At 63.2% G+C, this 15,090-nt stretch carries 8 protein-coding genes; 6 read left to right on the top strand and 2 right to left on the bottom strand.

The window, feature by feature from the left end; translation table 11 throughout:
* Positions 1–21 precede the first annotated feature (21 nt).
* The 6 genes from ACFO3A_RS05965 (at position 22) to ACFO3A_RS05940 (ending at position 13,453) form a co-directional block, all read left to right on the top strand.
* A complete protein-coding gene (locus tag ACFO3A_RS05965; protein ID WP_377724832.1) occupies positions 22–2,814 on the top strand; it encodes a helicase-related protein in 2,793 nt (930 codons plus the stop codon).
* A gap of 62 nt (positions 2,815–2,876) precedes the next feature.
* Positions 2,877–7,790 (top strand): Eco57I restriction-modification methylase domain-containing protein, encoded by a 4,914-nt coding sequence (locus tag ACFO3A_RS05960; RefSeq protein WP_377724831.1) that lies wholly within the window; start codon positions 2,877–2,879, stop codon positions 7,788–7,790.
* A gap of 5 nt (positions 7,791–7,795) precedes the next feature.
* Complete coding sequence (locus ACFO3A_RS05955; protein WP_377724830.1) at positions 7,796–9,739, top strand: chromosome partitioning protein ParA; 1,944 nt, start codon at positions 7,796–7,798, stop codon at positions 9,737–9,739.
* 12 nt (positions 9,740–9,751) lie between these two features.
* Positions 9,752–10,951 (top strand): HEPN-associated N-terminal domain-containing protein, encoded by a 1,200-nt coding sequence (locus tag ACFO3A_RS05950; RefSeq protein ID WP_377724829.1) that lies wholly within the window; start codon positions 9,752–9,754, stop codon positions 10,949–10,951.
* Between the two features lies 1 nt (position 10,952).
* The gene (locus tag ACFO3A_RS05945) at positions 10,953–12,638 is read left to right on the top strand and encodes an ATP-binding protein (protein WP_377724828.1); all 1,686 of its coding nucleotides are present in this window, start codon (positions 10,953–10,955) and stop codon (positions 12,636–12,638) included.
* A 35-nt stretch (positions 12,639–12,673) separates the two neighbouring features.
* Complete coding sequence (locus ACFO3A_RS05940; protein WP_377724825.1) at positions 12,674–13,453, top strand: HNH endonuclease; 780 nt, start codon at positions 12,674–12,676, stop codon at positions 13,451–13,453.
* Positions 13,454–14,070: 617 nt separating this feature from the next.
* Here the strand turns inward: ACFO3A_RS05940 and ACFO3A_RS05935 are convergent.
* Entirely contained in the window at positions 14,071–14,781 is a 711-nt protein-coding gene (locus tag ACFO3A_RS05935; RefSeq protein ID WP_377724823.1) for a metallophosphoesterase family protein, read from the bottom strand.
* On the bottom strand, positions 14,778–15,059 hold the full coding sequence (locus ACFO3A_RS05930) for a hypothetical protein (protein ID WP_377724822.1): 282 nt from the start codon (positions 15,057–15,059) through the stop codon (positions 14,778–14,780). The genes ACFO3A_RS05935 and ACFO3A_RS05930 overlap by 4 nt, the downstream gene beginning before the upstream one ends.
* Positions 15,060–15,090 lie beyond the last annotated feature (31 nt).

Here is a 15,090-nt window from a genome sequence, read left to right as displayed (position 1 = left end):
CGTACCTCCATCACGCATTTCATGACCACACTTGCCCACGACTTCCTGCCTGGCAACCTGGTTCGCGCCCGAGGCCGCGAATGGGTTGTGCAGACCGAATCGCGCCGCGACTGGCTGCGCCTGCGGCCCCTCGGAGGTGTGGAGGACGAGACCATCGCCCTCATACCAGAACTCGAACTGCTGCCCGTAGAGCACGCTACCTTCGAAGCACCCGATCCCACACGCGCCGGCAACCATGCCGCCGCCCTCCTGCTGCGCGATGCCCTGCGCCTGACCCTGCGCGCCGGTGCGGGCCCCTTCCGTTCATTCGGCAACATCGCCGTAGAGCCGCGCGGCTACCAGTTGGTGCCTCTGCTGATGGCGCTGCGCCTGTCCACCGTGCGCCTTCTGATCGCCGACGACGTGGGCATTGGCAAAACCATCGAGGCCGGCCTCATTGCCCGTGAATTGATGGACCGAGGCGAAGTCACCCGCCTGGCCGTGCTTTGCCCGCCGCACCTGGTGGAGCAATGGCAATCCGAGCTGGAAGAACGCTTTAACCTGCACGCTGCAGCCCTCACCGCCGCCTCGGCCGCGCGGGTGGAGCGCGAACTGCCCCACGGCGTACCCCTGTTCGACCACCACCCCGTCGTGGTGGTGAGCCTGGACTACATCAAGAGCGAGCGTCACCGCGAGCAATTCATCGCCACCGCGCCCGAATGCATCATCGTGGACGAAGCCCACACCTGCGCCAGCAGCGGCGCCGGCAAGCAACTGCGCTTCGAGCTGTTGCAACGCTTGGCCAGCAACGCGCACCGCCACCTGATTCTGCTCACTGCTACGCCTCACTCGGGCGATGAAGCAGCGTTCTACAACCTGCTGTCCCTGCTGGACACACGCTTTGCCGCCCTGCAAGGCCGCATGTCCACCAGCGACCCGCTGCGCCAGGAACTGGCCCGCCACTTCGTACAGCGCCGCCGCAAAGACATTGCCGAATGGCAAGCCGAAACAGAGGACGGTCGCGGCTTCGCCCGGCGCATGAAAACCGAGCTGACCTACCAGCTCAGCGGCGACTGGGGCAACTTCTTCGACGCCGTGCAGGACTACTGCCGCGAACTCGCAGAAACCGCCGAACGCCAAGGCACCGCAGGCGGCACCGGGCTAATGTGGTACGCCACCCTGGCCCTGCTGCGCTGCGTGGCTTCCTCCCCGGCGGCGGCCGTCAAGGCACTCACCACCCGCCTGGAAGGCAGCGAGACCTCAGAAGACCTGTTGAGCGACGAACGCCTGCACGATGGTGAAGCCGACGACCTCTCCAGCAGCGACCTGGAACCCCCCGCACAGGTACAAGACGCATCGCTCCTGCAAGCGCTGATTGCCTCGGCCCAACGCCTCTCGGGCCAGAAGGACGACCCCAAGCTCACCGCGCTCATCCAGCACGTGGGCCAGTTACTGCGTGATGGCTACCACCCCGTCGTGTTCTGCCGCTACATCGCCACGGCGCACTACGTGGCCGAACACCTCAAAACCGCATTTCCTCAGGCCACCATCGACGCCATCACCGGCGAGCTCACGCCCGAAGAGCGCCGCGAGCGAGTCGAAGACATGGCCGAAGCCGACAGCCGCACCCTCGTGGCCACCGATTGCCTGTCCGAGGGCATCAACCTGCAGCACCTGTTCACCGCCGTCGTCCACTACGACCTGGCCTGGAACCCCACGCGCCACGAACAGCGCGAAGGCCGGGTTGACCGCTTCGGCCAGCAGGCCCCCGAGGTGCGCTGCACCATGCTCTACGGCCAGGACAACCCCATCGACGGCTTCGTGCTCAAGGTCATCCTGCGCAAAGGCGAGGCTATCCAGAAAGAGCTGGGCGTGATGGTGCCGCTGCCTGAAGACGACGCCCGCATCAACCAGGCCCTGATCAAGGCCGCACTGATGCGCCGCGAACACCGGGCTCAAGCCCCCATGCGGCAAGAATCCTTCGACTTTGGCGAACCCGAGCGCCTCCTCGCTCCCCTGCAGGCCCAATGGCAAGACGCCCTCGAAAAAGCCAAGGCCAACCGAACCGTGTTCGCGCAGCGCCGCATCCGCCCCGACGAAGTGCTGCCCGAATGGCACAAACAGCAGCAGGCTCTGGGCACCCAGGCCGACGTGCAGCGCTTTCTGCAAAGCGCCTGCGTGCGCCTGGGCACGCCGCTGGAGGGCACACGCCGCCCCCACCAGATGCGCCTGCTGCCCCAGCACCTGCCCGAAGCCTTGCGCCTGCGCCTGGCCGACGAAGGGCTGGCCGCGCCTCAACTGATTGACTGGAGCGAACTGCACCGCAGTCACCCCCTGGTCGGCCTCTTCGCCCAGCACCTGCTGGAAGACGCCCTGGGCGCGGCGCAACCCCTGGCTGCCCGCTGCGCCGCCACCCTCACCAACGATGTGGACGTGGCCACCACGCTGTACCTGCTGCGCCTGCGCCACCAGCTCAGCTACGTGCGCCGACGCGAGCCCTTCCAGATGATGGCCGAGGAAACCGTGGCCCTGGCCGTGTACGGCCGCACCCAGCCCGAATGGTTGGTGAATGACCGGGCCACCCGCCTGCTCGAATGCACGCCCAGCGGCAACCTGCCCCCGGACGCCGTGCAGCGCGAAATACGTCAGGCCATCGCCTTCCTGGCCGCGCACCCCGAGCAACTGCAGACCCTGGCCCAGCAACGCGCCAACACCCTGCTGGCCGACCACCAGCGCGTGCGCGAGGCCGCGCGCGACGTGGGCCAATACAGCGTCAGCCCCTGCCTGCCCGTGGACGTCATGGGCGTGTACGTGCTGCTACCTGACGATTTATGAGCAAAAGCGCCATAAACCCATAACACAAAAGCGCTAGCAGCTCATAAATCAGGAGCATTTCCATGAAACGCATACGCCACCACCGGCAGCAAACCGCCCTCAACCTGCCCACCCTGCAGCTTGAAGGCGGCCTGTTCCTGCCCGACCAGCTCGAAAAAGCCGCCCAGGGCCGCGCCCAGGACCAGGCTGATACCGACTACGGCATCCCCAAAGGCACCAAGCTCAAGGACGAATACAGCCGCGCCTTCCAGATCGCCTGCGCCCAGTGGCAGCACTTTGCCGCGCAAAGCGAGCGTACCGACGTGGACGCCCACGCGCTCACCCAAGGCTTTGTGGCCGAACTTCTGCGCGATGCGCTGGGCTACGCCGCCGTGCAACCCACAGCCACGGTGCAGATCGGGGCATTCGCCTACCCCGTCAGCTTTGTGGCGGGGCCAGCACCTGCAGGCGTGCCCGTGCTGGTGGCCCCCCACACCCTGGCGCTGGACGAAGCCGATCCACGCTTTGCCGTGGCCGGCAGCGGCAGCCGTAAAAAGTCCGCCTTCCAGGCCATGCAAGAGCTACTCAACGCCAGCCCCGACCACACCTGGGGCATCGTCAGCAATGGCAAGCAACTGCGCCTGCTGCGCGATGCCGCCAGCCTCACCCGCCCCGCCTACCTCGAATGCGATCTGGCCGACCTGCTCAGCGGCCAGCGTTATGCCGAGTTCGCCAATGTCTGGCGCCTGCTGCACGCCAGTCGCGCTCCGCAAGCGGGCGGCGTGTGCATTTGGGAGCGCTGGCGCGAAGCCGGCAAGGTCGAGGGCACCCGCGTGCGCGACGGCCTGCGCCACGGCGTGGAACAAGCCCTGCTCACCTTGGGTGAAGGCTTTTTGCAGCACCCCGCCAACGACGCGCTGCGCGCTGCCCTGCACGATGGGCACTTGAGCCAGGACGCCTACTTCCAGCAACTGCTGCGCCTCATCTACCGCCTCATCTTCGTCTTCACCGTCGAAGAACGTGGCGTGCTGCACCCGCAAGACGACAGTGCCGATGCACTGGCCGCCCGCAAAGCCTATGCCGAAGGCTACGCCCTGGCCCGCCTGCGCCAGCTCTGCCTCAAGCGCCGCGCCCGCAACCGCTTCGACGACCACTGGCAGGCCATTCGCATCGTCTGGCGCGGCCTGGCCCAGGGCGAGCCCCGCCTGGCCCTGCCCGCGCTGGGCGGCCTATTCGCACCCAGCCAGTGCCCGCACCTGGACGCCGCCAGCCTGCACAACACTCACCTGCTGGCCGCCTTGCAGCACCTGCGCTGGGCCGTCACCACCCAGGGCAAAGCCAGCAGCCTCACCCCCATCGACTACCGCAACATGGGGCCGGAAGAGCTGGGCAGCGTGTACGAAAGCCTGCTCGAACTCGTGCCCACCATCGACCTGCCCGCGCGCCGCTTCGGCTTCGTCGGCCTGACCGAAGAAGGCAGCACCGCTGGCAACGCCCGCAAGCTCACCGGCAGCTACTACACCCCCGATAGCCTGGTGCAGCAGCTCATCCACAGCACGCTCGACCCGGTAATCGCGCAGCGCCTGGCCGCCAACCCCGCCCAGCCCGTGGAAGCACTGCTCTCCATCCGCGTCATCGACCCAGCCTGCGGCAGCGGCCACTTTCTGCTGGCCGCTGCACGCCGCCTGGCTGAAAAGCTGGCCCAACTGCGCGCACCCGAAGGCGCCGTGACGCCCCAGGCCTACCGCCACGCCCTGCGCGAAGTGGTGGGCCGCTGCATCTTTGGCGTGGACCGCAACCCCATGGCCATCGAACTGGCCCGCACCGCACTGTGGCTGGAAGGCTTTGAAGAAGGCCGCCCCCTGGGCTTTCTGGACCACCACCTGCAATGCGGCGATGCCCTGCTGGGCCTGACCGACCTGCAGGCGCTGGAACGTGGCATTGCCAAGGACGCCTTCAAGCCCCTGAGCGGCGACGACAAGGAGGTGTGCAAACAGCTTGCCAAACTCAACAGTGCGGGCCTCAAGCAACTGGCCAAGGATGTGCAAAGCGGCCAGCACCTGCTGGCCTTTGCCGCCGACACTGGCCTGCAAGCCCTGCAGGCGCTCGAAGCCCTGGGCGCCGACACCGCCGAAGACGTGGCCGCGCAAGAGCGTGCGTACTATCAAATTTGTGAGCAGCTAGCACACAGCCCGCTTGCACTGGCGGCCGATTTGGCTGTCAGTGCCTACCTGCTACCCAAAACGCCGGACACCGCTGCACTGGTAGCGACCAGCGAAACCCTGCACACCGCCCTCACGGCCCCGCAGCTTCTGGCCGACCCTGGCGCAGACCAGGCCGCCACCGTGGCCGCCGCCCGCGCTGCTTGCCAGCAGGCCCGCGTGCTGCACTGGCCGCTGGCCTTTCCGCAGGTGTATGCCGCAGGCGGGTTTGACTGTGTGCTGGGCAACCCGCCGTGGGAACGCATCAAGCTGCAGGAAGAAGAGTTCTTTGCCACACGCCACCCCGCCGTGGCCGCCGCGCAAAACAAGGCCGAGCGCACGCGCTATATCAACGCGCTGAGCCAAGGCCAGTTGGCGCATCTGCTGGCCAGCGCAGGCACCGGCACGCCCCTGCCCGAAGGCGGCAGCGCCGCTGAAAAGCGCCTGTACGCCGAATTCATCGCCGCCCGCCGCGTGGCCGAAGCTACCAGCGTCTTCATGCACGTGGATGGCAGCAATGGCGGACGCTACCCGCTGACCGGTGTGGGCGACGTCAACACATACGCCCTGTTCGCCGAAACCATTCTGCAAATCACCGCGCCCACGGGCCGGGCAGGGTTCATCGTGCCCACGGGCATTGCTACCGACGACAGCACCAAAGCCTACTTTGGCCACATCAGCCAAACGGGGCGGCTGGTCAGCTTGCTTGACATTGAGAATCGCTCCAAGCTTTTCGCTGCGGTGGACAGCCGCATGAAGTTCTGTCTCATCACACTGGGCCAAGCCGAGGCTGCAGAGTTTGTGTGCTTTGCGGAGCAAGTCGAGCAACTGGCCGACCCGCGCCGCCGCTTTACCCTCACGCCCGACGAATTCCGCCTCATCAACCCCAACACGCTCACCTGCCCCGTCTTCCGCAGCGGCGCCGACGCCGCGCTCACCAAAAAGATCTACCGCGCCGCCCCAGTGCTCATCCGCGAAGCCGTGTGGACCGGTGAAGGCAAGCAGGCCAAGCTGGTGGAACCCGAGGTCAACCCTTGGGGGATTTCGTTCTCGACCATGTTCCACATGTCGAACGACAGCGGCCTGTTCCTCAACGCCCCCGCCCCCGGCAGCCTGCCCCTGTACGAAGCAAAGCTTATCCACCAGTTCGACCACCGCTGGGCCACCTACACCTCCGATGGCGACAGCCGCGACCTGCTGCTTTCCGAAAAGCAAGCCCCTGCCACGACCGTCACCCCGCGCTACTGGGTGCAGGCGCGCGAAGTCTGGCTGCGCGTGGCCCGCCTGCCCCAGGGTCTGCACAAGGCCCTGAAAGACGGCAACGAAGACGCCACCGTGCTGTGCGCCACCCAACTGCTGTTCGGCTGGTGGCTGCAGGAGGCCCGCCGCCGCGACCCCGCCGTGGGCACCTACACCGCCTGGCAGACCTTTGTGCGCCAGCACCCCTACGCCAGCGAAGTGGCATCCGTCAGCCTGGGCCTATGCGGCAACAACCCGGCCAGCATCCAGCCCTTGAACGACAACTACCTGCCTGCCGAGGGCGCGGTGGAGGTCTTCATGTCCAACGAGCGCCACGGCACTGCCTGGTACGCCGTGGATGCGCAGGCCGAGCAAACCGTGCTCGACTTCACTGCCGACCACCGCCACCTTCCCGCACCCAGCGGCCCCTTGCACGACCGCGACGCCGTGCTGGCCCTGGCCGAGCGCTGGTTGCAAGCGGCTTGCCCGCAGTGGTTGATGGGGTGGCGAGACATTTGCCGAGCGACTGACGAGCGCACGGTGATTGCGTCGGTAGTGCCGCTGGCTGGGGTGGGGCACACCATGCCGCTGTTTTTCACGTCGCAGACGGCCGCACACAACGCCGCCTTACTGGGCAATCTGGGAACTTTGGTGCTGGACTTCTGCGCACGGGTCAAAGTGGGCGGTACGCACTTGACCTACGGGTATCTCAAGCAATTTCCCGTGCTACCTCCCGACCTCTACACCGAAGCCGACCTGGCCTATATCGTCCCGCGCGTGCTTGAACTCACCTACACCGCGCACGACCTGGCGGGCTGGGCCAAAGACCTGGGCTACAACGGCCCGCCTTTTGCCTTTGGCCCCGAGCGTCGTGCCATTCTTCGGGCAGAGTTGGATGCCTATTACGCCCGCCTCTACGGCCTCACCCGCGACGAGCTGCGCTATATCCTCGACCCCTCTGACGTGATGGGCGAGGACTACCCCAGCGAAACCTTCCGCGTGCTAAAGAACAAGGAGTTGCGCGAATTTGGCAGATACCGCACACAAACACTGGTGCTGGAGGCCTGGGATACGCTGCAAGCACAACCCCCTGTCACCATTCCTGTGCCCCAACCGGCACGGCGCACTGCGCTGCTTCCCATCGAGCAGGGCAAAACGCCAGCGTCCAATGCCGAGGACTGGTTGGCAGGCCTGGTGTGCGACGTGCTCACGCAAACGGGGCCGTGCGATGACAACCGCCTGCGGCGCATCCTCTTGGCCCCGTTACCTGAAAACACTCCTTCTATCGAGGTGCTGCGCTCTTGGCTTGCACCCGTGAACACGGAGCGCTGGGCACATATCCGTAGCTGGCTGCACGGCCTGCTGGACGTTCCCGTGACGGCCCCACTGTCCATCCGCAATCCGGAGGCGCTCGCCAACGTCATCGGAGATCACCGCACCCAATCACTGGCCGCCGCATTGATCCAGGCCAGAGATCAGCAGGAGGCGGCGCTGAAAGAAGTACTGGCCGGTTCCGCATCAGCCGTGCAGTCCCACGAGTTACGCAAGCAAGGGTAAATCTTATGAGCGACATCAGCACCTCCGTATCAAACCCAGTCAGGCCCCGTCTGTGGGTGGAAACGCTGTGGCTGCTGGACTCGCTCACAGCCACTCAGCCCTTACGAGAAATTCCCCTGCAGCGCGGGCTGAACTTGATCGTGTCGCCGCCGGGTAGGGGCAGTTCCGGGCACGGTGTGGGCAAAACAGCGTTCTGTCAGTTGCTGCGCTTTGCGCTCGATGATCCGCTCTGGTCCGATGGCTCCACCTTGCGCGACGAACTGCTGCACAGCCACGAGTTGAAAGAGGGTGCCGTCGCCGCGCGTGTGCACGTGGGTGGTGAAACCTGGACAGTGCTGAAGCCCTGGCTGCACCAGAAGCAATACCGTGCATCGCGCACAGCGGACTGGCGGCAACTGGCCGCGAATGACGCTGAGAATGAATTCGCCGCCTACCAGGCAGCGCTGCGCCGGCATCTGGTGGAGATATTGCCCGTGCAAAAGCTGCCGGGGTCCGAGCAGTCCATCGAATGGCATCAGATTCTGGCCTGGTGCTCGCGCGACCAGAACGCCCGATATCACAGTTACTACCAGTGGCGTGCGGACGGCTCAGGCTTCAGTTGGCCCGCCAAATCACCTGCCGCATTGATGCAAATCGTGCTTGGCCTGCTGCCCGATGGCACCACTTTGCGCGAGCTGGACGGCACCACCAAAACGCTGGAGAAACACAAAGCGGATTTGCAAACGCTGCGTGAGGAGCCCGCACGCTTGCTGAAACACGTGCGCCGCCAGTTGGCACGCCACCTGAACGTTTCCGCCAAAACGCCATTCCGGCAAGATGGCTTGTTTGAACACCCCAACCTGATTGGTATCGCCAAGCAACGGCATGAGGCCTATCAACAGGAACTGGTAGCCATCGATGCCGAACGGCAAGAGCTGGCGGCACAACGCCAGGCATGGATGGAAAAGCGTGCGCCACTGAAAGCGGGCATCGATCTTCTGACCAACCGGATCCAGCAAAACGAAGCACTTGCCGCTGGTGATATGCAGGCGGTCAAGCGGCTGCAAAACGAAGCCTCGTCGTTGCAGCAGTTGCTGCCCACGCGCTGCGATGCAGGAAGCCGCTTGCTCAGAGATTGCAGCCACGTGATGGAGCGGATCGAGTTGACGCAGATTGACCGAGGGCAGCGCATTACACAACACCAGCGCTCCAAAGAAACGCTTGAAAACGAACTGCTGCCCCTGCGCCGCCGACTGGCCGAGCTGGAGGCCGAAACGGCTCCCATGAATGAGCGACTGACAGCGATTGATCAACAGGATGCCGCGCTGACGACAAGGCATGCACAGTCCTTGTCCGCCGACCAGCTTCTCAGCGATGCCATAGAGGACTATGAACTGTATGAAGACATTGCCACAGGCAAGTCAACCTCGCCGGAGATCGGGAAGCTGGAGCGTCAACTGGAATCGGCCCAGCGCCGCCATGGCCAGCTTCAAATCCAGCTCGTCAAAGAGCGCGATGCAGTGGCGGGGCGCCGCCAGGTCATCAGCGCCGCCATGCACGCCGTTGCCAAGTCACTGCCCTCTTTTCACTGGGGCTTGCTCAGCGATGACGACAAGCACCGCAACCGACCGTTCCAGATGGGGCCCAGGCACTCGACGACCTTCAAGGTGCTCGAAATTCTGGCCGGAGATATTGCTTGCCTGATGGACAGCACCGCCCCTGAAAGCTTTCATCCAGGCTTTCTTCTGCATGACTCGCCCCGAGAGGCGGAGATGAGCGAATCCATGCTGTGGGCACTGCTGGGTCACGTGGCGTCGGGCAATAGTGATGCCTTCCAGTACATCGTCACCACCTCGACAGAGCCCGCAGAGGCGTTCAAGCCCTTTGAGCGTCTCAGACTTTCTTCGGATAGCGAGGACAGCCTTCTGCTTTGCCGTCGTGTGGGGGCAGAGCAGAGGCCGTTGGCGTGAAGGAACTGACCTATGGGGATTGATGACGAATGGTTCGCGCAGGATGAACGAGGGTGGCGAGACCCCAAGCGGTGGGTCTGCCAGCGTTGTGTGGGTGATGATGGATACCTGCTGCATTTGGTGCGCAAAAATCTTGCATTTAAAACTTGTTCATACTGTGGCAGCCAAAAACGCAAAGCGGCGGCGCTTTCCGCACTGATGGATGTATTAGTGCGTGGAATCAAATATAGCTACAACGATGAAGCCAACGCTGGCTGTCCGTACGATAAGGATTTTTCAATTGAATACCTTTCTTCTGAGGATGTGCTTCGGCAAGTCCTGGATGCGCAGGGTCTTGATTGGTCGGAAGCGCTCATAAGGGATGTCGCGAAATCGCTCACAAACACTGGATGGGTGGATGCCCCAGATGGCGACTGGATGGGTGCACACCACCACGAGCGACTGCACTGGTCATGGACATCATTTGCCAATGCCGTGAAGCACCACAGCCGCTTTCACTTTCAATTCAACCGTCGCTTACACCGTTACGGTGATGATTTGATAGGGGTGCATGAAATGCTGCCTTTTCTCGGTAGGCTTATACGACGGCATCGCATGGTGCGACCATTGCCGGCAAAAATTCCTCTATTTCGCGTCCGGCCAGGAACCCATCCTCATACCGTAGAGGATTTGGGTGCGCCCCCCAAAGAACAGGCCAGTGCAGGAAGAATGAACCCAGCAGGGGTTCCGTACCTCTACCTGGCTTTTGATGAAAAAACGGCTCTGGCGGAGACGCGAGCCAGTCAAGGGCAAAAAGTTACAGTCAGTCAATGGTCTCCAAATCGTGACTTGCATGTGATCGACCTGAGTCACGGGCCAAATATCCCGTCCATATTCTCAGAGAAACGACAGGAACACGAAGTGGCGCAATTTCTTTACGCATTCAGGGATGAAATATCAAAGCCTGTAGCACACGATGGCAGTGAACATATTGAGTATGTGCCGACTCAGGTCGTATCGGAATATTTTTCGCAGGTATTTAAGCATGGCTCCGGCAAGCACGTAGATGGTTTGATCTACCCAAGCGCAGTGGCCTCAGAAGGTAAAAATTTAGTAGTTTTCCCTACTTATATAACAGATGTACCACAAGGGGGAAAGCAACCTTTTCCGATGATGCATTTCGAGACTGCACGCACTGGTCGTGTGTTTTTCAATGACCATTCAGTGATTTGAAGTGAAGACACTGATTCCGCAAACCGAATCCCTCACCGTCGAATTCAAAAGCGACCGCAAGCGCCTGCCCGACTCGGAGCTGGTCGAGGCCGTGGTGTGTCTGGCCAATGCCGAAGGCGGCGAGCTGTGGCTGGGCGTGGAAGACGACGGCACGCCTACCGGCTTGCACGCCGACCACCGCCTGCTTGCAGGCTTGGCTGGCATGGTGGCGGCGCGCACGTCGCCCTCGGTCAGCGTTGCTGTATCCGCAGTGGAAATAGCTGGCGTATCAGTGGCCTGCATCCAAGTACCCAAAGCACACGGTGAAGTGGCCACGCAGAGCGGCGTGTATCTGCGCCGTCGCATCAAGCACGACGGCACGCCCGAATGCGCACCCATGCTTCCGCACGAGCGCACCAGCCGAGCATCGAGCTTTGGCCTGGTGGATGTGTCGGCCCAGCCGGTAGCAGGTGCCACACTGGCCGACTTTGACCCCTTGGAGCGTGAGCGCCTCCGGCAGGCAGTGAAGCAATACGGCGGCGACCGCGTGCTGCTGGAGCTGGACGACGAGGCGCTGGATGGCGCCTTGAGCCTGACGGCCCGCCAACCAGATGGCAGTCGCCTGCCTACGTTGACGGGGCTGCTGCTGGTGGGACGGGAGACGGCGCTGCAGCAACTGGTGCCCACGCACGAGTTCGCGTTCCAGGTATTGGCACAGCAAGCCGTCAAGTTCAACGAGTTTCGCCGCTACCCACTGCTCAAAGCCGTGGACTGGCTGGAGACCAACTTCCGCCCCTACAACCCTGAGGAAGAGTTGCAGGTGGGGTTGTTCCGTGTGCCGGTGCCGATGGTGGACATGGGCGCCTTCCGAGAGGCGGTGGCCAATGCGCTGATCCATCGCGATTACCACCGCCTGGGCGCGGTGCACGTGCGGCTGGAGGACGATGCGCTGGTGGTGAGCAACCCTGGAGGCCTGGTGGATGGCGTCACGCTGGCCAATCTGCTGGTGACCGAGCCGCGCCCGCGCAACCGGGCTTTGGCCGATGCGATGAAGCGCATTGGTGTCGTGGAGCGCTCAGGCCGGGGCGTGGATACCATTTACCGGGGGCTGCTCAAGTTTGGCCGCCCCGCGCCTGACTACACCCGTACCGATGCGCACAACGTGGTGCTGCGCCTGCCTACCATACCGGCTGACCTAGAGTTTCGCCGCCTGGTGGTGGATGAGGAGCGCCGCCGCAATGCAGAACTGCCCATTGACTCGCTGATTGCTCTGGGAGCGCTGCGCGAGCTCAAGCGCCTGACGGTGGAAGAGTTGGCCCATCGCATTCAGCGCGATGTTGCCTCCGCTAAACGCACACTGGAGGCCCTGACGGAGGCGGGCTTTGTGGAAGCGCACGGCGCCACGCGGGGGCGTACCTACATGCTGTCGGCATCTGTCTATGGCGCGGTAGCGGACAAGGCGGCGTACACACGGCAGGCCGGCTTTTCCCCCATTCAGCACGAGCAGATGGTGCTGAGCTACGTGCGCCAGCACGGACGCATCAAACGAGCGGAAGCGATGGAGCTGTGCCGGCTGAGCGAAGGCCAAGTGAAACACTTGCTCAAACGCTTGTGCAAAGCGGGTATGCTTACTCTGGAGGGATCTGGGCCAGCGGCACATTACCGGATCGGAGCATCGGATCAGATGGTATCGGATCAAATCGGATGAATTCGGATGCTCCATCCAATACCGCAGCGTTGCCCATGAATCCGCTGCAACGCGCCTTGGTAGAAAAAACCGGCCACGACCACGGTTTCGAGCATGTGCTGGCCAGTAGCCAGGAAGGAGTGACACTGGCCTCGGCACGGCACGCGGCGCGTGCTCGGGTTTCGGCGCTGCCAGCGAGCGGCTATCTGCTACACCTGCAAGCAGCCACCCCAGCGCTGCTGCCCGAAATGCAGCGCTCGTTTGCCCAGGCGCTGCATGCGGGAGGCTTTGCAGTTGGCAATGAAGCTGCGCTGGCATCGCTGCTGGGCCGCAGCGCCAGTTTGGCACGGGCCTTGCCCAGCCAGGCGGCGCTGGATTTTGAGGCTGCCGTATCCAGCCAGTTGGCCCAGCTGCCTGCAGGACTGGGTGGCACCGAGGTAGAGCGCTTGGTGCGCCAGCGGGTTGGGCAACAAAAATTCCGCGCAGCCATGCTGGACTACTGGGGCGGCGCCTGCGCTGTAACCGGCCTGGCCCTGCCTGCGGTTCTACGCGCCAGCCACGCCAAACCCTGGGCGGAGTGCGCCAACGATGCCGAGCGGCTGGACGTGTTCAACGGTTTTTTGCTGGTCGCCAATCTGGATGCGCTGTTCGACCGTTTTTTGATCAGCTTTGACGACGCGGGGCGGTTGTTGGCGTCTTCCGCCCTGCACGTTGATGATCAGCGCCGTTTGGGGTTGCAACCGGACATGACACTGCGCTGGCTCGGCGAGGCCCATCGGGGCTATCTGGCTTGGCATCGAAGGCGGTGGGAAGAAGGGACGAGGTGCTGGAGGTAGGCGGATTTCGGGCAATTAACCATTGCAGCCCCTTGGCAGCATGCATCTGGCACCATGGCGGAGCACATCCGACGCTTGGCAGCACAAAGTTGGCTCGCTGATGGCGCGTCCATGGCACAGACTGGCGTCATGCAACACCCTTAGCCAGTTGCCGTCCTGGCACCATGGCGGCACGCAATGGCCGCCCACATGGCTCCGTTACAACACGCATGACAGCATCTGCGACACCAATTGCATAGACAGCACCACCGTGGAGCCAATTCGGTACGCTGGCTACACGCTGGCGGCTCCATCGTGGCGTCTTCGCAGCACGCTCACTGGACGCAACTCAGCCCAAAGAGCCCCTGTCCCCAGTGCAAAAAACCCATTCTTTGTGCTATGGCATGCAGCACAAAGAATGGGGCCGCTGGGTCAGATTTAGGGAGAAATCAGACACGGCGGCATCCTGGGGACAAAGCCACCCACTCCTGCGTCCAAACCGACGCCTCCATTTGCGGCTACTTGCCGCGTTGCCGCCACTCGCGGTCTTGGGGCCTGAAGCGACGGTGTTTCCTTGGTCCCGGCCATCCGCCACAGCGGTTTCGACCTTGTAGGCGCAGGGCAAGTCATGCGTTCCTTTACCGCGTGCGCCCCGCACGAGCATGGTCAAACGTCCCCGGCTGTATGCAGCCGCCATTCATATCGGTCACCCCACAAAACCCCACGCCAAAGGCCGCAAACCCCAGCCGCGCCCGATCACAGCTGTAGTCCAGACAGTCATGATGGTGGCCGTGGAACGCCTTGCCCGCACGCAGGCTGCGCGCCAATTCGTCAATGGCCTCAAATCCATGCGGATGGGCGCTGGGTGCCTCGTGTGTCACCAGAATGTCGGCGTGCTGTGAAACCAGGCGAAAGTAATCCTCCGGGAAGATGGAGCTGCGGTGCTTGCGTGGCAGGCCATCGCGCCAACGATTGCCCTTGCCGCAGCGCGTAGTGAAATCCTTGGAGCTCTCGTACAGCCAGTCCATCGGCGGCGTCCATACCTGCCCCCGGAACACACCGCCCAGCCCGGCAATGCGCACACCATCGACCAGGACAACGCGCCCATGCAAGTTCCTGTCTGCCAAGGCCGAGCCAAACAGGTGATCGTAGTCGGCATCGGAATCCGTGTCATGGTTGCCATGGATGAACCAGACTTCGGTCATTCCCAGGATGGAGTCCAACTCGGCATCCAACGGGCGCTGTGCCTGCAAATCGCCCAGGAAAACGATGGCTGCCGGGCGATCTCTGGAGACGATCTCCAGCACATGCCGGAAGTGGCCGTGGGTGTCGCCAAAGAAGTAAATCATTGAGCTCCCCTTGGCGGGACAACGTCCACGTTGACCAGCACTTCTCGCCGGGTCAATGCCCGAGGCAGAGCCTGGCCCGCGTGCAGCAGCAGAGCGGCGATTTCATCCTGGCGCGCCATCTTCTGTGCGGGCGTCCATTGGCTGGCATAGCCCATCTTGAGCAGCAACGCCCACTCCTCACGCAGGGAGTCTGCCTGCCTTTGGCTCATGGGCTGGGCATCGTTGGCTGTCATGTTGATCTCCGGCGAAGGATTGTTGCCACAAGCACGAGCTTGCATGGAGCGGCAATTTCATGGATAGTTAGTTTAA

The organism is Comamonas nitrativorans, assembly GCF_042654765.1.
GTDB classification, from domain to species: Bacteria; Pseudomonadota; Gammaproteobacteria; order Burkholderiales; family Burkholderiaceae_C; genus Comamonas; species Comamonas nitrativorans.
The sequence above is the reverse complement of the archived record's forward strand: the minus strand, read 5'-3'. Positions and strand labels throughout refer to the sequence as shown.

Coding starts and splice junctions, on each gene's coding strand:
- ACFO3A_RS05965 (WP_377724832.1), top strand. CDS start 22: ATGACCACACTTGCCCACGACTTCCTGCCTGGCAACCTGGTTCGCGCC.
- ACFO3A_RS05960 (WP_377724831.1), top strand. CDS start 2,877: ATGAAACGCATACGCCACCACCGGCAGCAAACCGCCCTCAACCTGCCC.
- ACFO3A_RS05955 (WP_377724830.1), top strand. CDS start 7,796: ATGAGCGACATCAGCACCTCCGTATCAAACCCAGTCAGGCCCCGTCTG.
- ACFO3A_RS05950 (WP_377724829.1), top strand. CDS start 9,752: ATGGGGATTGATGACGAATGGTTCGCGCAGGATGAACGAGGGTGGCGA.
- ACFO3A_RS05940 (WP_377724825.1), top strand. CDS start 12,674: ATGAATCCGCTGCAACGCGCCTTGGTAGAAAAAACCGGCCACGACCAC.
- ACFO3A_RS05935 (WP_377724823.1), bottom strand. CDS start 14,781: ATGATTTACTTCTTTGGCGACACCCACGGCCACTTCCGGCATGTGCTG.
- ACFO3A_RS05930 (WP_377724822.1), bottom strand. CDS start 15,059: ATGCAAGCTCGTGCTTGTGGCAACAATCCTTCGCCGGAGATCAACATG.